15 protein-coding genes are annotated in these 19,258 nt (G+C 72.6%); 7 read left to right on the top strand and 8 right to left on the bottom strand.

Translation table 11 applies throughout. From position 1 onward, the window contains the following. The first annotated feature begins 255 nt into the window (after positions 1–255). Entirely contained in the window at positions 256–1,014 is a 759-nt protein-coding gene (locus AB0O82_RS25550) for a DeoR/GlpR family DNA-binding transcription regulator (RefSeq protein ID WP_363586284.1), read from the top strand. A 55-nt stretch (positions 1,015–1,069) separates the two neighbouring features. Here the strand turns inward: AB0O82_RS25550 and AB0O82_RS25545 are convergent, their stop codons facing one another. The 8 genes from AB0O82_RS25545 to AB0O82_RS25510 all read right to left on the bottom strand — a co-directional run bounded on the left by AB0O82_RS25545 (position 1,070) and on the right by AB0O82_RS25510 (position 10,346). Further along, positions 1,070–1,990, bottom strand: coding sequence for a carbohydrate ABC transporter permease (locus AB0O82_RS25545; RefSeq protein ID WP_363586283.1), 921 nt, complete (start codon positions 1,988–1,990; stop codon positions 1,070–1,072). Further along, entirely contained in the window at positions 1,987–2,943 is a 957-nt protein-coding gene (locus tag AB0O82_RS25540; protein WP_363378430.1) for a sugar ABC transporter permease, read from the bottom strand. The genes AB0O82_RS25545 and AB0O82_RS25540 overlap by 4 nt, the downstream gene beginning before the upstream one ends. 112 nt (positions 2,944–3,055) lie before the next feature. Next, a complete protein-coding gene (locus AB0O82_RS25535; RefSeq protein ID WP_363586282.1) occupies positions 3,056–4,369 on the bottom strand; it encodes an extracellular solute-binding protein in 1,314 nt (437 codons plus the stop codon). A 435-nt stretch (positions 4,370–4,804) separates the two neighbouring features. After that, positions 4,805–6,586 carry a beta-galactosidase family protein gene (locus AB0O82_RS25530; protein WP_363586281.1) on the bottom strand — a complete coding sequence of 594 codons (1,782 nt, stop codon included), beginning with the start codon at positions 6,584–6,586 and terminating at the stop codon, positions 4,805–4,807. A 50-nt stretch (positions 6,587–6,636) separates the two neighbouring features. Then, positions 6,637–7,497: a class II fructose-bisphosphate aldolase gene (locus AB0O82_RS25525; RefSeq protein WP_363378434.1), complete on the bottom strand. Its 861-nt coding sequence runs from the start codon at positions 7,495–7,497 to the stop codon at positions 6,637–6,639. 25 nt (positions 7,498–7,522) lie between these two features. Continuing rightward, complete coding sequence (locus AB0O82_RS25520; protein WP_363586280.1) at positions 7,523–8,473, bottom strand: hexose kinase; 951 nt, start codon at positions 8,471–8,473, stop codon at positions 7,523–7,525. Then, positions 8,470–9,462 carry an ROK family protein gene (locus AB0O82_RS25515; protein WP_363586279.1) on the bottom strand — a complete coding sequence of 331 codons (993 nt, stop codon included), beginning with the start codon at positions 9,460–9,462 and terminating at the stop codon, positions 8,470–8,472. Before AB0O82_RS25515 ends, AB0O82_RS25520 begins: the two co-directional genes overlap by 4 nt. After that, positions 9,459–10,346: an SIS domain-containing protein gene (locus AB0O82_RS25510; RefSeq protein WP_363586278.1), complete on the bottom strand. Its 888-nt coding sequence runs from the start codon at positions 10,344–10,346 to the stop codon at positions 9,459–9,461. The genes AB0O82_RS25515 and AB0O82_RS25510 overlap by 4 nt, the downstream gene beginning before the upstream one ends. A 242-nt stretch (positions 10,347–10,588) precedes the next feature. Here AB0O82_RS25510 and AB0O82_RS25505 point away from each other — a divergent pair, with 242 nt between their 5' ends. The 6 genes from AB0O82_RS25505 to AB0O82_RS25480 all read left to right on the top strand — a co-directional run bounded on the left by AB0O82_RS25505 (position 10,589) and on the right by AB0O82_RS25480 (position 19,256). Beyond that, a complete protein-coding gene (locus AB0O82_RS25505; RefSeq protein WP_363586277.1) occupies positions 10,589–12,826 on the top strand; it encodes an RICIN domain-containing protein in 2,238 nt (745 codons plus the stop codon). A gap of 252 nt (positions 12,827–13,078) precedes the next feature. Further along, a complete protein-coding gene (locus tag AB0O82_RS25500) occupies positions 13,079–14,488 on the top strand; it encodes a hypothetical protein (RefSeq protein ID WP_363586276.1) in 1,410 nt (469 codons plus the stop codon). Between the two features lie 503 nt (positions 14,489–14,991). Further along, complete coding sequence (locus AB0O82_RS25495) at positions 14,992–16,047, top strand: hypothetical protein (RefSeq protein WP_363586275.1); 1,056 nt, start codon at positions 14,992–14,994, stop codon at positions 16,045–16,047. Between the two features lie 283 nt (positions 16,048–16,330). Further along, positions 16,331–17,314: an NAD-dependent epimerase/dehydratase family protein gene (locus AB0O82_RS25490; RefSeq protein ID WP_363586274.1), complete on the top strand. Its 984-nt coding sequence runs from the start codon at positions 16,331–16,333 to the stop codon at positions 17,312–17,314. 11 nt (positions 17,315–17,325) lie between these two features. Further along, positions 17,326–18,057: an NDP-sugar synthase gene (locus AB0O82_RS25485; RefSeq protein WP_363586273.1), complete on the top strand. Its 732-nt coding sequence runs from the start codon at positions 17,326–17,328 to the stop codon at positions 18,055–18,057. A gap of 8 nt (positions 18,058–18,065) precedes the next feature. Then, positions 18,066–19,256, top strand: coding sequence for a glycosyltransferase family 4 protein (locus AB0O82_RS25480; protein WP_363586272.1), 1,191 nt, complete (start codon positions 18,066–18,068; stop codon positions 19,254–19,256). Positions 19,257–19,258 lie beyond the last annotated feature (2 nt).

The raw sequence follows: 19,258 nt of genomic DNA, 5'->3' as shown, positions 1-19,258 counted from the left end.
AGGCGGCCGCCCTCGACGACGCCGCCGGGCAGGACCAGCCGGGCGCCGGCCAGTGCGGTACGGTCACGGTCCGCGGTGGTCACGCGGTCACCTCCGGCGCTGCTCCGGGCAGCCGTAGAACTGAGTGAAGTTGCTTGTTTCATCGCCATGATAGTCAGTTTCGAGCGGACGACCAGACCTGCGACCTGCTCGCCGAAATCAGTCCGACCCGGCGCCACCCAGGGGTTTGGCTCCGGACCGGGCTAGAATCGCGTCATGCTCAAAGCTGATCGCGCCACCCGGATCCTCTCGCACGTCACCGAAGCGGGGAGCGCCGATGTGCACGCGCTCGCCGAGCTCCTGGACGTCTCGACCGCGACCGTGCGCCGCGATCTCCAGGAGCTCCACGAACAGGGGCTGCTGCACCGCACCCGGGGCGGCGCGGTGACCGGCTCGGTCAACCTCGAACTGCCGCTGCGCCACCGCGGCGAGAAGCAGCGGGAGGAGAAGCGCCGGATCGCCCTGGCCGCGGCCGAACTCGTGCCGGAGGGGGCGGTGGTGGGCCTCAGCGGCGGCACCACCACCAGCGAGCTCGCCCGGGTGCTCGCCGAGCGCACCGGCATCACCGTCGTGACCAACGCGGTGAACATCGCCGCCGACCTGATCGTCCGCCCCGAGGTGCGCCTCGTGGTGATCGGCGGCATCGCCCGCACGGCCAGCTACGAGCTGGTCGGTCCGGCCGCCGACCGGATGCTCTCGCAGTACCACCTGGACATCTCCTTCATCGGGGTCGACGGCCTGACGGCGCAGGAGGGCTGCACCACGCACGACGAGATGGAGGCCCAGACCGACCGGGCGTTCCTGCGCAGCAGCGCGCGCTCGGTCGTGCTGGCCGACAGCACCAAGGTCGGCAAGGTCACCTTCGCCCGGATCTGCCCGCTCTCCGACGTCCACGACCTGGTGACGGACGACGGCCTGACGGAGGCGCAGCAGCGGGCCGTCACCGGCTGCGGCGTCCGGGTCCGGCGGGCCTGACCGCCGACGGGCCCCGGGGGTGGCCTGATCCACCGGCCACGCCCCGGGGCCCGGTTCAGGCCTTGACGCCGCCCGCCGTCAGGTCGGTGCGCCAGAACCGCTGCAACAGCAGGAAGGCCACGACCAGCGGGACGACCGAGACCAACGAGCCCGTGACGACCAGGTTGTACGGGGTGTGGTCCCGCAGGCCGTTCCAGTAGTAGAGGCCGAGGTTGACCGGCCAGAGCTTCTGGTCGGAGAGCGTGACCAGCGGCAGGAAGAAGTTGTTCCAGATGGTGGTGAACTGGAACAGGAAGATGGTCACCAGCGCCGGCGAGAAGATCCGCAGGACCACCGTGAAGAAGATCCGGAACTCCCCCGCGCCGTCCATCCGGGCGGCCTCCAGGATCTCGTCCGGGACGGACGCGGCGGCGTAGATCCGGCTGAGGTAGACGCCGAACGGGCTGACCATGCTGGGCAGCAGGACCGCCCAGACGGTGTTGACCAGATGAGCCTTGGACAGCAGCAGGTAGACCGGCAGGGCGAGGAGCGGCGCGGGGACGAGCACCGCGGCGAGGATCGTGTTGAACACCGCCTCGCGGCCCCGGAACCGGTACTTGGTGAGCGCGTAGCCGGCCATCGCCGCGAGCAGGGTGGCGGCCGCGGCGCCGACGCCCGCGTACAGCACGGTGTTGAGGAGCCAGCGGAAGTAGAGCCCGCCGTTGGCGGTGGCCAGGTCGTGCAGGTTGTCGCCGAGGTGGAGGGTGGAGAACCAGAAACCGCCGCTGCCGAACAGGTCGCTGCTGCTCTTGGTGGAGGCCACCAGCAGCCACCAGGCGGGCAGCAGGAAGTAGGCGGAGAGCACGAACAGGACGGCCGTGCCGAGGACGCTGGGGCGCGGACGGCGGCCGGGGGCACCCAGTCGGGCGGGCCCGGCGGGGCGGCGGCGCGCCGGGCCCGCGGTCTCGGGGCGGCGGCGGAGGTCGGCGGTGCTCATGCGGTCACCCGGTTTCCGGTGATGCGCACCGAGAGGCGCAGGAAGGTGAAGGACAGGACGCAGGTGGCCAGGGCCAGCAGGACGGCGATGGCCGCGGCCTTGCCGTAGTCGTTGGTGCCGAACGCCGCGTTGTACGCCGCCATGTTGGGCGTGTAGTCGGCGGAGACGGTCGAGGCCAGCGAATGCAGGACCATCGGCTCGGTGAAGAGCTGGAGGGTGCCGATGATGGAGAAGATCCCGGTCAGCACCAGGGCGGGGGCCACCAGCGGGATCTTGATGTGCCAGGCGGTCCGCCAGGGGCCGGCGCCGTCGAGGTCGGCGGCCTCGTAGAGCTCGCTGGGGATGGCTTGCAGGGCGGAGAGGATGACCAGCATGTTGTAGCCGGTCCAGGTCCAGGTGACGATGTTGGCCATCGACCACAGGACGGTGCCGGAGGAGAGGAAGTCGGCGTCGATGCCGATGTCCCTCAGTCCGGCGACGAGCGGGCTGGTGCCGGGCAGGTAGAGGAACGCCCAGAGGATGGTGGCCACGACGCCCGGGATCGCGTACGGGAGGAAGTAGGCGAGCCGGAAGAACTTCCGCAGCCGGGTGCCCTTGGCGTCGATCAGCAGGGCGAGGCCGAGGGCCAGTCCGAGCATCACCGGGACCTGGACCACGCCGAAGAGCAGCACCCGGCCGACGCCCGCGAGGAACGAACCGTCGCCCAGGGCCGCGGTGTAGTTGTCGAGCCCCGCGAAGACCGTTCTGGCCGGGCCGAAGCCGAGGCCGGAGCGCTCCACGCGGTACAGGCTCTGCCAGAGCGCGTACCCGATGGGCAGCAGGAACAGGACGGTGAACAGCAGGCCGAAGGGGGCCAGGAAGCCGAGGGCCGCGCGGTTGCGGGACGGCGTCCGTCGTGCGGTGGCGGCCTTCGGGGCGGTGCGGCCCGGCGCCGCCGGGGTTGCTGCGCTCATCTGGGGTTCTCTCTCGTGCGGGCGGTGGTCGGTCCCTCGGGCGTGTCGGACGGGTCGGACGGGTCGGACGCGCCCGGGCCGGCGGACCGCGCGGGGTCCGCCGGCGAGCCGGTCAGCCGGCGGTGACCGTCAGCCCCTTGGACTTCATCGCGTCGACGGTCTTGTTCTGCACCGTGCCCAGCGCCGCCGTCAGGTCGCCGTGGGCGGCGACGGCCGCGCCGAAGGCGTCGGTGAGGTCGCTGGAGGTCTGGGTCATGGTCGGGCCCCAGCTCCATTTGGGGGCCTGCGCCGTCGCCTGCTTGAAGACGTCGAAGATCGGCTGGTTGCCGAAGTAGGCGCTCGGCTTCGCCAGTGCCGGCACCGACGTGCCGCTGGTGGAGGCGGGGTAGATGCCGGCCTTGTCCACGAGGGTGCCGACGGCGGCGGCGTCCGTGCTCATCCAGTTGGCGAAGCGCAGCGCAGCGGCGGTGTTCTTGCAGCCCTTGACCACCGCGGTGGACGAACCGCCGTCGTTGCCGACCGACTTGGCGCCGCCCTGCCACTGCGGCATCGGGGCGACCGCCCACTTGCCGGACGCCTGCGCCGCGTTCTGTTCGAGGATGGAGGAGAACCAGACCGGGCCGGGGTAGGCGGCGAGCGTGCCGTCCTGGAGGTCCTTGTAGAGGTCGGGGCTGAAGCCCTGCTCGGACTTGACCTGGCCCTGGTCGATCAGGCCCTGCCAGTACTTCGCGACCTTGGCGGTGGCCGGGTCGCTCGCGAGCGAGACCTTCCAGCCCTTGCTGTCGGTGCCGAACCAACTGCCGCCGGCCTGGGCGGACATGCCGGCGAACCACCACGGGTCGTCCGGGTTGAACACGCTCAGGTAGCCGTTGGGGTTGGCGGCGTGCACCTTGGCGGCGTCGGCGGCGAACTCCTCCCAGGTCGCCTGCGGCTTCAGACCGTACTGGGCGTACAGGTCGGTGCGGTAGTAGAGCGCCATCGGGCCCACGTCGACCGGGATGCCGTACACCTGGCCGCCGACCTTCACCGCGTTCCAGGCGCCGTCCCCGTACTGCGACTGGTACTGCCCGGCCTCGCCGCTGACGTCCTGGACGGCGCCCTCCACGACGAAGCTGGGCAGCGACTCGTAGCCGACCTGGGCCAGGCAGGGGGCGTTGCCGGCCTTGACGGCCGCGAAGATCTTGGCGTAGCCGCCCTTGCTGCCCGACACGATCTTCTCGAACTTGACCTTGGCGTCCGGGTGGGCCGCGTTGTACTGGGCCACCGCCTCCTCGTAGCCCGGCGCCCAGCCCCAGAACGTGACCTCGGCGGAGCCTCCGCCGCCCGAGGCGCCGTCACCGCCCGATCCGCAGGCCGCGATGCCGGTGAGCAGCGGCAGCGTGGCGGCGGCGGCCAGCAGGCGGGTGCGGATTCGTGTCTTCGCCATGAGGATCTCGTCCTTTACGTGTACTGGCCCTCGGCCATCGCGGCACGGCGTCGGGTGGACGGCGGCTGGCGCGAGCGGGTGCGGTGCGGTGGGGGTGGAGGTGGGGGTGCGGTGGGGGTCGGCAGGGGTGTCCGGGTTCCGGAGGTTCTGGGGCCGGCCGGGAGTGCCGCCGCGCGTCGGCGGCCTCCTCACCGGGCCGGCTCCGGGGCCGGATCCTGGTCCGGCTCCTGGCCCTGGCCCTGGCCCGGTCCGGGTGTCGGTGGTCGCGTGCCCATCGGACCACCCCCTGCTCTATGGTGCGCAGTTCGGATGAGTATTGCTCAATATCGAGCAGGTTCCTAGAGCTTCGGAGCACGAAGCGGTCTCGGTTTCGACACGGCCCGTCGCGCGGAGACCCGGGCGGAGAGCCGGGCGACGGGCCGGGTGCACGGGGTGTCAGCCCAGGTCGGGCCGGGCCACCAGGTGCACGGCGGGTTCGCCGGACCGGTCGAGTTCGAGGACGGTGATCTCGTTCGTCCCGCTGCGCAGAACCGGCCAGGGCAGGTAGAGCGTGCACTGCGGTCCGCGGTCCCAGTAGCGGCCCAGCAGGAAGCCGTTGACCCAGACGTAGCCCTTGCCCCAGCCCGGCAGCGCCAGGTAGCCGTCGGCGGGCTCCGCGACCTCGAAGGCGCCGCGGTGGAAGGCCGCGCCGGGGCCGGCGGCCGGGGCGCCGGCCGTGCCCCAGGGGAGCCGGTCCGGCGTCCCGTCGGCCAGCGGCATCGGGTCGGCCGTCCACCCGTGCAGGTACTGCTGGGTGTGCAGGGCCCCGGCGATCCCCTTGCGGTCGCCGATCCCGGCGCCGTAGTTGACCCGGCCCATCGACTCGACCAGCAGCTCCAGCCGGGCACCGCCGCCGGGCACCGGGACGAGCAGGGGCTCGTGCTCGACGTCGCGTTCCAGGGTGGCGAGGTGGGTGCCGTCGACGCGGACGTGGGCCCGGTCGGCGAGCCCCTCGACGGTCAGCGGGTATTCCGCGCGCGGGCCGGGGATGGTGGTCCGGTAGCGGACGAGGCCGTGCGGGAGGCCGAGTTCCTCGAAGGAGAGCGGGACGGCGGAGCGGACCTCGCCGGTGGACAGGTGGTCCACCACGTCCGCCAGCGGCAGGGACCGGTCGAGCTCCACCCGGCACGCCGGCAGCGTGGCCGGAAGCTCCTCGGGCTCCGGCACCGGGCCGTCCGCGTACGCCGCCAGGACCTCGCGGAAGGCCCGGAACTTGGCCGTGGGGGCGCCTCGTTCGTCCAGCGGGGCGTCGTAGTCGTAGGAGGTCACGGTCGGCTGGTAGCCCCGGCCGGTGCGCGGATCGGCGGTGTTGGCGCCGGCCCAGGTGCCGAAGTTGGTGCCGCCGTGGGCCATGTAGAGGTTGACGGAGGCCCCGGCCGCCAGGATCTCGCGCAGGGCCGCGGCGGCGTCCTCGGCCGGGCGGGTGGTGTGCGGCTCCCCCCAGTGGTCGAACCAGCCGTTCCAGAACTCCATGCACATCGGCGGGTCCTGGGGGCGGTGGCGGCGCAGCTCGGCGAAGGCCTCGGTGGCGCGGCTGCCGAAGTTGACGGTGGCGAGGTGGCCGGGCAGGGCGCCGCCGGTGAGGAAGAAGTCCTCCGGCCCGTCGGAGGTGCAGAGCGGGACGTCGATGCCGCGGGCGCGCAGGCCGTCGGCGAGGTGGGCGAGGTAGGCCCGGTCGGTGCCGTAGGAGCCGTACTCGTTCTCGATCTGGACCATCAGGACGTTTCCGCCGCGCGTGGTCTGGTGCGCCGCCAGGATCGGGATCAGCGTGTCGTACCAGCGGTCGACGTGGGCCAGGAAGCGCGGGTCGCTGGTGCGCAGCGGCAGGCCGCGGCCCGCCGCGCCCGGTTCGGCCAGGAGCCACCAGGGCAGGCCGCCGTTCTCCCACTCGGCGCAGATGTAGGGACTCGGGCGGACGATCGCGTGCAGTCCGGCGTCCGCGGCGGCCCGCAGGAAGGCCTCCAGGTCGGCGATGCCGGTGAAGTCGTACGCGCCGGGGCGGGGCTCGTGCAGGTTCCAGGGGACGTACGTCTCCACGGTGTTGAGCCCCATCGCCCGCAGCATCCGCAGGTGGCGCGGCCACTGCCCGGGCAGGCTGCGGAAGTAGTGCAGGGCGCCGGAGAGCAGGCGCAGGGGGCGCCCGTCGAGCGTGAACCCGGTCCGGTCGATCTGGAGCATGAGTGGTCCTTGAGGGGGTGGTTCGGGGGACGGTGTCGGCCGGGGCGCGGTCATCCGGCGGTTCCCGCGACGACGGGTAGGAGCCGGCCGACGGCCTCGGTGATCGCCCCGCGGCCCGCGGCCAGGTACGCGCGGGGGTCGACGCCCCGCTCGTCCGCCGCCAGGTGGGACCGGACGGCGGTCGTCATGGCGATGCTCAGGGCCGTGCCGATGTTGACCTTGGCTATGCCGCCGTGGACGGCGCGGCGCAGTTCGTCGTCGGGGACCCCGGAGGAGCCGTGCAGGACGAGCGGGACGTCGAGGGCCGCGTGCAGGGCGGCGAGCAGGTCGTGGTCGAGCCGGGCGTCGCGGGAGGTCATCGCGTGGGAGCTGCCGACGGCGACGGCGAGGGCGTCCACGCCGGTCTCCTCGACGAAGCGCCGCGCCTCTTTGGGGTCGGTGCGGGCTCCCGGTGCGTGGGCGTCCAGCGGCCCCCGGCCGTCCTTGCCGCCGACCTCGCCGAGTTCGGCCTCCAGCCAGAGCCCGGCGCCGTGCGCCCAGACGGCGGCCTCGCGGGTGGCGGCGACGTTCTCCGCGTAGGGCAGGTGCGCGGCGTCGTACATCACCGAGCTGAACCCGCATTCGGCGGCCTGGCGGAGCAGGACGCCGGTCTTCACGTGGTCCAGGTGCAGCGCCACCGGGACGGTGCTCGGCTCGGCGCAGCGCACGGCGGCCGCGGCGAGCGGGGCCAGCCGCCCGCCGTGGAACCGCACCGCGTTCTCGCTCACCTGGAGGATCACCGCGGTGCCGGCGGTCTCGGCGGCGGAGACGACGGCCTCGACGTGCTCCAGGGTGATGACGTTGAAGGCGGCGACGGCGCCGTGCCGGGCCGCGGCCCGGGCGACGAGGCCGCCGGTGGCTGCCAGGGGCATGAACTCTCCTGTCGGGTGGGGCTGTTCAGTCGGAAGGGGCTGAGCCCGCGGAGGGTGCGGCCGGGGTGACCCGGACCAGCGGGAGGTGGCCGCGGTAGGCCTGCGGGTCGAACCGGCCGGCGTACGGGGCCTGGACGGCGGCGGCCGACAGGGCCACCGCGTGGGCCAGCGCCGCCGGCCACGGCGCACGGTCGGCGAGGGCCGCGGCCAGCGCCGCGACCGCCGCGTCCCCCGCGCCGGTCGGGTTCCCCCGCACGTCGGCCTCCGGGGGCAGGCGGGCCCACCAGCTGCCGTCCGGGGTGACGGCGAGGAGTCCGTCGGGGCCGAGCGAGGCGACCACCGCCCGGGCGCCGGCGTCGACGAGGGCGTGTGCCGCGCGGAGCGGGTCGGCGATGCCGGTGGCGCGGCGCAGTTCGACCGCGTTCGGCTTGACGGCCGTGGGCCCGGCCGCCAGTGCCCCGGTGAGCGCGGTGCCGTCGGCGTCCAGGACGACCGGCACGCCCTGCGCGTGGGCGAGGCGGACCAGGTCCGCGTAGGCGTCGCCCGGCAGGCCCGGCGGCAGGCTCCCGGACAGCACCAGGGCCCGGGCGGTGGGGAGCAGGCTGCGGACGGCGGTGCGCAGGGCCGTCCAGTCCTCGGCGGAGAGTTCCGGTCCGGGCTCGTTCAGCACGGTGGCGTCGACGGCGTCGACCACGGCGACAGTGCGCCGGGTCGACGTGCCGGCGGCGAGCGGAACGCCCAGGCAGGCGATGCCGGCCCGGTCGAGGTCGGCCCGCAGCACCGCGCCGGTGGGCCCGCCGAGCGGCAGGACGGCGGTGGTGGGCCGGCCGAGGCCGTGCAGGACCCGGGCCACGTTCACGCCCTTGCCGCCGGCCTGTTCGTGGACGGAGGCCACCCGGTGGCTGGTGTGCGGGCGCAGCGCCGGCACGCCGTAGGTGATGTCCAGGGCGGGGTTCGGGGTCACGGTGACGATCACGGCGCCGGGCTCCCTTCCGGGGCCGCGCGGCCGGCCGCCGCGTCCAGGGCGCGCAGTCCGGCGCCCAGGCAGCCGGCCCGGTCCCCGAGCGCGGCGGGCACCAGGCGCGGCGCGACCTGGATCCGGGCGCGGGCGGCCAGCGCGGCGGCCAGCGGGGCGAGCAGCAGGTCGCCGGACTCGGCGAGGCCCCCGCCCAGGACGACCAGCGGCGGGTCCAGCACCAGGACGGCCGTCAGCAGGGCGTCGGCCAGGGCGTCGACCGCCTCCTGCCAGACGGCGCCGGCCGCCCGGTCCCCCTCGGCGGCCAGCCGCGCCACCTCCGGTGCGGGGGCCGGCCGGCCGGTGGCCTCGGTGTAGCGCCGCGCCACGGCGGCCGCCGAGGCGTAGGTCTCGGCGCAGCCCCGGGCCCCGCAGGCGCACGGTTCCCCGCCCGGGCGCACCACGAGGTGGCCGATCTCCCCGGCCCGGTGGTGCGCGCCGGGCAGGGCGCGGCCGCCGGTCATGACAGCGGCGGCGATGCTCGTGCCGACCGGGACGAACAGGAAGCGCTCCTCGCCGCGCCCGGCTCCGAGCCGGGCCTCGGCCACGCCGCCGGCGCGCACGTCGTGGGTGACGGCCACGGGCAGGCCGGTGCGCTCGGCGACGAGCTCCCGGAACGGGACGTCCCGCCAGCCGATCGTGGCGGAGTACACGCCCGTCCCCGTGGCCTCGTCGACGATGCCGGGAACGGCCAGGCCGACGGCGTCGACCTCCGCGCCCTGCCGCCCGGCCTCCCGCCGCACGTCCGCGACCAGGTCGACGACGGTGGCCACGACGGCCTCCGGGCCCCGTTCGCGCCCGGTGGCGCGCCGCACCTGGTGCCGGACGGCCGCCTCCCGGTCCAGCAGGGCTGCCTTGATGCCGGTGCCGCCGACGTCCACGGCGACGACCAGACGCCGGTCGGGCACGGGCTGACGCCGGCCGGTCGTGAGCCGAGGCTGATCGGTCATGAGTCGGCGAGCACCACGGACCGGGTCAGGTTGCGCGGCTGGTCCGGGTCCAGGCCCTTCGCGGCGGCCAGCGCGGCGGCCAGCCGGTGGACGCGCACCAGTTCCGCGAGCGGGTCGAGCCGGCCCTCGATCCAGCGGGCGCCGGTGCCCCGGACCTGCTCGGCCAGGCCCGCCGGTGCGGCGCCCAGCATCCAGGTGGCGGTGGACGGCGCGGCGATGCTGATCGGGCCGTGCCGGTACTCCATCGCCGGGTACGCCTCGCTCCAGGCGAGCGCGGCCTCGCGCAGCTTGAGGCCGGCCTCGTTCGCCAGCCCGACCGTCCAGCCGGTGCCGAGGAAGGTGAACTGGGTGCAGTCCACCAGGCCTTCGGGCAGCGGCTCCGCCAGGGCCGCCCGGCCGTCGGCCTCCACCGCCTCGGTGTGCAGGCCCAGGTGGGCCCGCAGCAGGGTGAGCGCCGTGGTGGCGAACCTGGTCTGCACCACGGACCGCTCGTCGGCGAAGTCCAGCACGGCGATGTCGTCGGCCGCGGTCATCACCGGCGTCCGCGGGTCGGCGGTGACGGCCGCGGTGCGGACCTTTCCGCGCACCCGCTCCAGCAGGGCCAGGACCTCGGTCGTGGTGCCGGAGCGGGTCAGCGCGATCACGCGGTCGTACGAGCGGACGCCCGGGAACTCGGAGGCGGCGAAGGCGTCCGTGACGCCCTGTCCGCTCGACTCCCGCATGGCGGCGTACGCCTGGCCCATGAACAGCGAGGTCCCGCAGCCGATCACCGCGACCCGTTCACCGGCTTCCGGCAGCGCCGTGCACTCCGCCGCGGCGACTTCCGCAGCGCGGCGCCAGCAGTCCGGCTGGCTGGCGATCTCGGCCTCGACATGGGTCGCCATCGGCCACCTCCATGAAATAGTTGCTGATACCTGCTTCTTTCTGGCCAGATTCAAGCATCTTCAAGCACTCCATGGAACCCGTCTGCGCAATTTGTTGCTCAGAGGTGTTGACAGTTGCGCGCAAGAGGGCCGGATACTGCATGCCATCGCCGGGCCCGCCGGTCGCGCCCCCAACGACGACCGGCGGGCCCGAGAAGCACCGCCCACCCCCGCCCCGACGGTGCAGCACCGAAGGAGACCTCGTGTCCGCCCCACCCCGCAGAGCACTCGCCGCCGTCCTCGCCCCCGCGCTCCTGGCGCTGAGCGCGGGCCTCGCCCCGTCCGCGTCAGCCGCCCCGGCCGGCGCCCCGTCAACCGCCCCGTACACCGTGAGCGTCGGCAAGCCGGTCGGCTACGCCCACCCCACCGACACCCCCGCCGTCCCGTACACCGACAAGGACGGCACCTTCTACTTCCAGCAGTCCGCCGCGCTCTACGGCGCGAACGACCCGCGGTACTGGGACTTCTTCACCGGCACGGACTTCGACTCCGCCACCCGGTCGAGCGCGCTCAGCAACGCCGTCAACCCCGCCAACCCCCAGGACCGCAACAACGACACCACCTGGCGCTGCAACAACAGCCCCACCGGCCTGACCTCGACCTCCGCGCCCGCCGGGTCGGGCTACGCCCAGAAGAACTACTGCGACCTCTCCGGCATCTGGGTCGACCCGGACACCGGCGACTGGTACGGGCTGGTGCACAACGAGTTCACCCCGCAACCCTTCGGCGACGGCCTCCACTTCGACGCCATCGACTACGCCGTCTCCAGCGACCAGGGCCGGACGTGGACCATCAAGGACCACGCCATCACCTCGCCCTACAGCACCCAGCGGGGCGACACCGCGGCCTTCCCGAACCAGACCTTCGACTACGGGGACGGCGACCAACGCCTCTTCGTCGACACGGCCTCGGGCTACTTCTACGTCTTCTACGGCTCGCGGATCGTCGACAAGGGCGGCAGCTGGAAGGCCTTCCACGAACACGTGGCCCGGGCCCCGATCGCCGCCAAGATGGCACCCGACTCGTGGCAGAAGTGGTACGACGGCGCGTGGTCGCAGCCCGGCACCGGCGGCCAGGAGAGCAACCTGGTGCCGGCCGACTCCGCGCACCCCACCGGCTACACCCCGGTCGCCGACGAGTACGACCCGGCGAACACCGGCACCGTGGCCCAGCAGGTCGCGGCCGGCACGATGCCCCCCACCTCACCGCTGTTCGTCATGGACATCACCTACAACGCCTACCTCGGGCTGTACATCGCCGAGCCGCAGGCCGTCGACCAGAGCGGCTCGGCGCCCCAGCAGTACTACGCCACCGCCGACCTCGCCAGCCAGAAGTGGGTGCCGATCGGCGACACCGGCGGCTACCACACCGCGTCCTGGTACCGCTGGTTCCTCGACAGCGCCAACCGCACCAACAGCACCGTCGTCGGCAGGACCTTCCGCTCGTACTGCGCCTTCGGCTGCTCCAACGGCGCGTCCGGCGAGTACGTGGACGTGACGATCAACGGCTCCGCGCCCGCCGCTCCCCCCGTCGACCCCGGCAGGAACTACCGGATCGGCAACGCCGACGGCCGGCTCCTCGCCCAGGTCGCCGGCGGCCCGGCCACCACCTCGCTGGCCGCCGGCACCGGCTCCGACCTGGAGGCCTGGAGCTTCACCACCAACGGCGACGGCTCCTACCGGATCGCCAACGCCGCCACCGGCCGCCTGCTCGGCGTCGACTCCACCGCCACCGCCGGCCGCGCCTGGGGCGCCCGCCCCACCGCCACCGCCGCCGGCCCGGGCGGGCCCACCGTCGGCCAGCAGTGGTTCGTCATCCCCGGGAAGTCCGCCGACGGAACCGCCACCGGCACGTTCAAGCTGGTCAACCGCTACAGCGGACTCGTCCTCGGCCTCTCCTCCACCAACAGCCGGTCCACCGAGACCACCCCCACCCGCAGCTGGGCCGACACCACCGGCAACCCCGTCGGCGGCACCCGCGGCCCCGGCGAGCAGACCCTCACCCTGACCGCCACCGGCACCGCGCCCAACCCCCCGTTGGACGGCACCCACACCCTGACCGCCGCCGGCAAGGCCCTCGACGACCCCGGCCACTCCACCGCCCAGGGCACCCAACTGGTCACCTGGGCCCCCAACGGCGGCCCGAACCAGACCTGGATGTTCACCCGGCAGGCGGACGGCAGCTACCAGATCGCCAACGGCGAGTCGCACCTGTGCATGGACGTCGACGGCGGCTCCACCTCCGCCGGCGCCAAGGTGATCCAGTGGGCCTGCACCGGCGGCGGCAACCAGCGCTGGCAGCTCACCCCGGCCGCTGGCGGCTACCGGATCACCTCCCAGAAGAGCGGCCTGCTGCTCACCACCGCGTCCACCGCCGACGGCGCCCGGACCACCCAACAGCCCGACACCGGATCGCAACTCCAGGTCTGGACCGTCAACTGACCACCCGCCCCTAACCCCGGCCGGGAGCCGGGGCCGGACACGCCGGCCCCGCACCTTCCGCTACCGCCCGGCAGCACCCAATATCCCTTCCCCCTCGGTTAGTTGGCGAGAATCGGCCAGTCCGGAGGCTGGCCCGTTGACCTCCGGGCCGCTGGGCGTTTGGCTCTCCCCAACCAGTTGCGCGGGCGGTGCCACCCACCAGGGTGGCACCGCCCGCGCCGTCGTCACCCACCAAGGGGAGGACCCCACCTCATGACCACCACACGACCCCGGCGCGGACTGCTGCGCGGCGGCTGCGCCCTGCTCGCCGCCGTACTGGCCGGCCTCGCCGCACCAGCCGCCGAAGCGCATCCGCGCACGGGCGGGATCGTCCGGGTGAGCGTCGGCCTCGACGGCACCCAGCCGGACGGCGCGTCCGCCGCCCTGGGGCTGAGCGCCGACGGTCGCTACGCGCTGTTCTCCTCGGACGCGACCAACCTGGTGCCCGGCGACACCAACGGGGCGACGGACGTCTTCGTCCGGGACCTGCACACCGGCCGCACCCAACGCGTCAGCGTCGGCGCGGACGGCGCCCAGCTCGACGCCCCCACCACCCAGGCGTCGATCAGCGGCGACGGCCGCTTCGTCACGTTCAACACCAAGGCCACCAACGTGCTCCCCGGCCACCGGGCCAACAGCGGCGGGGAGGTCTACCTCCGCGACCTCCGGGACGGCGTCACCGAGCTGATCACCGCCGGCGACCCGGCGGCCACCGGCCAGGACGGCCGCATCTCCCGTGACGCGGTGGCCAGTTGGGACGGCCGCTTCGTGGCCTTCTCCTCCTCCCGGACGGACCTCGCGCCGGTCGGCACGTTCACCAAGGAGAACATCTACGTCACCGACCGCCGGGAGGGCACCACCCGCCTGGTCACCCTCGGGGTGAACGGCAAACCGGGCAACGGCGACTCCTACCTGCCCTCGATCAGCGCCGACGGCCGCGTCATCGGCTTCAAGTCCCGCGCGTACAACCTGCTCCCGGCTCCCGCCCAGACCCCCGCAGCCCCCACAACCCCCGAAGGCCACGAAGACCACGGGAGCCACGGCGGCTCCCCCGCGATCCTCGGGCACGCCTCCTACCCCTTCTACGTGTTCGACCAGCACACCGGGGTGATCAGCGGCGCGAGCACCGACCCCGCCGGCCTGCTCGCCAACACCGGCCTGGACGCCACCCTCAGCCCCGACGGACGGTACGCCGTCTACACCCTCGACGCGCCCGGCGGGCCGATCCTCGGCCGCCACCAGGAGCTCTACACCCGCGACCTGCGCACCGGCACCGTGACCAGGGTGACCACCCCGCTACCCGGCACCACCACGGTCGGCTCCGCCGGCCGCGGCACCATGTCCTACGACGACCGCTGGGTCTACTTCGTCTCCGACGCCGGCAACCTCGTCCCCGGCGTCGACGGCGGGCAGCAGAACGTGTTCCGCCGCGACCTCGCCACCGGAGCCGTCGAACTCGCCGGCGCGGCCGAGGACGGCACCGCGAGCACCGGCACCTCGGACAACCCGTACACCGACGCCTCCGGCAGCGCCGTGCTGTTCACCTCCGAGGACGGCACCCTCGTCCCCGGCGACACCAACCACGTCCCGGACGTCTTCCTCCGCCGGCTCCTCACGCACTGACGCCGGACGGGCTGTTACGGGTGCTGACCAGGCGGGTTCCGGAATCCGCCGGTGAAGGCCCAGATCACCGGTCATCCCGGCCGCGAAAAGCATGATCCGGCGGGGAGGAACAACGGCAACACCCATAACAGCCCCCGGGCGAAAACCGTGCCGCCCGGCGTCGCCAGCACATAATCACCACATACTTACCCCGAATTGTAAGGCCACTGTCAAGGCACCAAGGTGCGCCAGGCCGCAGTGACTTCAGGACACTGTCGAGGATTCTGTTTTCATCACCCCTCGGGCGACGGATGCTTGTACGTACAGTCTCCGTTCTTTTGGCACTGCCGTGTTATCCGCAGGCCAGTCCACGGAGCGTGCAGCAGGACGTGCTGCTCCAGGCGACGACTCGTGAGGTCGATCGTGACAATGAGAAAAGCCTCAGGAAGTCGATAGCCGTAGCTGTGGAGACGGCACCCAATCCAACCGTCCAAGGAATAGTCCGAGACGGAACGAGGGTAAAAGTGAAGGCCCTTCTCTACCACTTCCACGGAATCGATGACTTCGATTTCTCGACCATCTCGCCCGAGGACCTCCCCGAGGTCCAGAAGGCTGCGGAATCCCGTGAGTACGGAATTCTGCCGACCGTCTACCTGCGGCGGGAGAATCTCCCCCGCCTGGTGGAGGTCCTCCAGGAGTACCACCGGCTCGAACAGGCGAACGCAGTTCCCAACATCGCCGGTTTCGCGATCGAGGGCCCGCTGCTCGGGCCGCAGGGAGGGATACCGCGGGCCGGACGGTGGTTCCCGTCGGCGAAGGAGTGGGACGTCATCGCGTCCCTCGGCCCGCTCGGCCTGCGCTACATCGTGATGGCGCCCGACGCCATGGCCCTGGACGAGCGCATCGACGCCGGTCCCACCTTCGCCGACCTGCTCACCAGCTTCTACGAGCAGGGGCTCCGGATCGCCGTGGGGCACTTCCACCGAGAGGCGCCCGAGCGCAGCGCCGTCCGACTGCGGGAAGTGCTCGAATTCCTGCACAGCCGCTACGACTCCTCCCCGTACCTGGTCCTGACCGACCATCTGTACAACGACACCCCGCGGAACTTCACGCATTCCTGGCGCACGCCGCAGGAGCGGGTCAACCGCGAAGTCGAACTGCGGCGGGTGCTCGATCCCGACTGGAACGAGACCGACCTCCGGGAACTGCTCGGCCCTGTTCCAGCCGAAATGCTGCGCTCCGCACGCGAGTCCCTCCTGTACCCGTGCATCAACTTCGACGGGTACCACGTCGACCTCGAAATCTGCCGGCGCACCGTCGAATACCTGGGCGTGGACCGCCTCATCGCGCTGACCGACCACACCGAGGTCGCCACGATGGCTCAGGAGCCGCTTTCCCGGAGTGACCACAATCCGCTGTGGCTGCGTGACGACGGGGCCGTGGCAGCGGGGTCGAGCGGTTATGAGCAGCAGCGGCAGAACATTCTCTCCATCGGATTCGATGACACGGCGGTTCACCGCATGTTCGTCGACAACCCCGTGACGGCGATCGGATACCGCATCAAGAAGGGCGCCGCGTAAGGGCCTGGAGGGCCGAAAGTCAGGAAGACATCGGGAGAGGAACTCACGGCCACTCGGGCGTCGCGCCCCGGCCACTTCCCCGACCGTGTCGTGCGGGCCGGGGACACGGCCGCCGCCACCGCGGCGATCCCGGTCGTGTCCCCGGCAGCCGACGGCCCGCGCATCCTCCAGGACGACGTCCGGCTGCGGTGCGGCTACGCGGATCCGCCGGCGTGATCCGCCGGCGTGATCCGGCGGATCCGGATGTGAACCACATTGGCGAACCACGAGAGGAGACCAAGGCATGAGCAAGGTTGTCGTCACGGGTGGCGGCGGGTTCATCGGCTCGCACATCGTCGACCGGTTGTGTGCACAGGGACACCGCGTCCTGGTGGTGGACGACTTCTCCACCGGCGATCGGGCCAATCTCGCCGAGAGCGAGGCCCGTTGGCCCGAGTTGAGCGTTCTCACGGCCGACGTGGTCGACGAGTCCACCGCGGCCGCGGTGGAGGCCTTCGCGCCCGAGGTGCTGCTGCTGCTGGCCGCACAGTTCAGCGTGAAGGTGTCGATGCGGGATCCCCTGCTGGACGCCCAGGTCAACGTCATCGGCCTGGTCCGGATGCTCGAAGCGGCGCGGCGCAGCCGGAGCCGCAAGGTCGTGTTCGCCTCCAGCGGCGGGACGATCTACGGGCCCGCCGGTGAGGACGGGGTGCCCATCAAGGAGTCCGCGGGCCGGGTGCCCAGTTCCTTCTACGGGCTGACCAAGTCCGTCGCCGTCGACTACCTGCGCCTCTACCACGAGACCTACGGCCTGGACTACGTCGCGCTCGCCCTCGGCAACGTCTTCGGCCCCCGCCAGACCCCGTTCGGTGAGGCGGGAGTCGTCTCCATCTTCGCGCAGCGCATGCTCTCCGGGCAGACCTGCGTCATCAACGGGGACGGCCTGCAGACCCGCGACTACGTGCATGTGAGCGACGTGGCCGATGCGTTCGTGCGGGCCATGGACCAGGGGCACGGTCTGATCAACATCGGTAAGGGCCAGGAGAGTTCGGTCCTGGACATCCATCAGGCGGTCGAGAAGCGGACCGGCCGTTCGCTGCCGCCCCGCTTCGGGCCGCCGCTGGCGGGAGAAGTGCGCAGGGGGTGCCTGGATCCCTCCCGCGCCCAGGCCCAGCTGGGCTGGACCGCCGGGACGACGCTGGAGGACGGGGTCGACTCCGTCGTGTCCTGGCTGACCGCACGCCCCCTCCAGAAGACGGACTCCGCCGAGGCGGGGCAGACCGGATGAGGCTGGCGGGGATGATCCTGGCAGCCGGGCGCGGCAGCCGGATGGGAGCACTCACCGCCCGGACGCCCAAGCCGCTCCTGCCCCTGGCGGGCAAGCCGCTGCTGGGACACCTGCTGGACCGGTGTGCCGAGACCGACGTCACGGACGTCTACCTCAATCTGCACTACCAGGCCGAGCAGGTCCTTCGCTTCCTCGACGGCACCACGGTGAAGGTGCCCGTCCACGCCCGGACCGAGCCCCGCCTCACCGGGCCCGCCGGGGCGCTGCGGCTGTTCCACGAGGAACTGGCCGCCTTCGACGCCGTGCTCGTCACCTCCTGCGACGTCATCATGGGCGAGCCGCTCCAACGGCTCGTCGACGCGCACACGCGCGGAGGGTACGCCCTGACGTTCGCCTGTACGCGGATCCGGCAGGCCCGCCGCTACGGCGTGCTGGACATCGACCCCGGTGGTCGGATCCGCGGCGCCCGGGAGAAGCCCGACGTCCCCGACGACGAGACGCACTGGATCAGCGCCGGGGTCTACTGCCTGGACCCCCGCGTCATCGCGCACATCCCCGAGGACGTCGTCTACGACTACGCCAGGGAACTCGCCCCCGCGCTGATGGCCGCCGGCGAACGCGTGGGGGCGCACCGGCTCACCGGCTACTGGCGGGACGTGGGCACTCCCGATTCGCTGCGCGAGGCCGGCGAGGACGCCGGCCGTGGGCTCATTCCCTGGCTCACCGAAAGGGCGGACCGATGAAAGTCCTGATGCTGACCTCCAGTTACGAACCCCTGCACGGCGGGGCCGAGACCTATGCCCGGCTGTTGTGCGAAGGGCTGGTGGCCGACGGCCACGACGTCGTCATCGCGACCGACGGGTCGTGGCTGGACCACCTGCCCGGGGACCGCGAGGAGGACGCGGGGCGGGTCGTGCGGCTGCGCGACTTCGCGGACCGCGTGGACGCGCGGGACAAGGTGAGATGGCGGCAGATGCAGTACTCCGTCCTCGACGAACTCGGGGCCGTGCTCCAGGGCGAGAGCTTCGACGTCGTCCACGCCAACAGCCATGAGACGCTGATCCTCGCGAGCATCGTGGCGCTCGAAACGGACGCCGCACTGGTGTGCTCCCTGCACGAGCAGAACCCCGACCTGGAGCGGTTCGGCCGTGGCCGGTGCCGCCTGTCGTACCAGACCCTCCCCGTCGACATGCACTTCGTCCCCAGCCGCTTCTTCGCCGAGCGCGCCGCCCGCTTCGGCGCCCCAGCCGACCGCATCAGGCTCGTCCACAACGGCGTTCCCGACGCCCCGCCGGACGACGTGGCCCGGAACCTGCGCTCCGCGCTGCGCGCCGAACTCGGCGTCGCCCCCGACCAGCGGCTGGTCGTCCTCCCGGGCCGGATGTCCGCCCGCAAGGCCCAGCTCGACCTGGCCGCGGCACTGCCCCTGGTCGCGGCGGAGCTGCCCGAGGTGCGGGTGCTCCTGTCGGGGAGGGTCTCGGACTACGCGTACGAGAAGAGCGTGTGGGACCGGCTCGAACGCGGCGGTGTGGCAGAACTGGTCACTCTCCGCCAGGACTTCGGGGCCGAGACGATGCCCGCCGTCTACGCTGCGGCGGATCTGGTGGTCCAGCCCTCCCTGGCGGAGGGACTTCCGTTCAGCGTGGTCGAGGCGATGCGCGCCGGCAAGCCCGTCGTCGGCACCCGCGTCATCGGCATCAGCGACGTCATCACCGACGGCGTCGACGGCCTGCTCGTGCCGGCGGCCGACCCGCCCGCGCTGGCCGAAGGGATACTGCGGGTGCTCACCGACGAGGCGTTGGCCGCCGAGCTCGCGGCCAACGCGTACACCACGGCGGAACGGGAGTTCAGCAGCCGCAGGATGGTCGCGGACACCCTGGACGGCTACCGGGTGGCCATGGCGCGTCGCCGGCAGTCGGCGTCCGCGGCCCCGACCTCGTGAAG

Origin of the sequence: Kitasatospora sp. NPDC088264 (assembly GCF_040685715.1) — a bacterium.
Taxonomy (GTDB): Bacteria; Actinomycetota; Actinomycetes; order Streptomycetales; family Streptomycetaceae; genus Kitasatospora.
The sequence above is the reverse complement of the archived record's forward strand: the minus strand, read 5'-3'. Positions and strand labels throughout refer to the sequence as shown.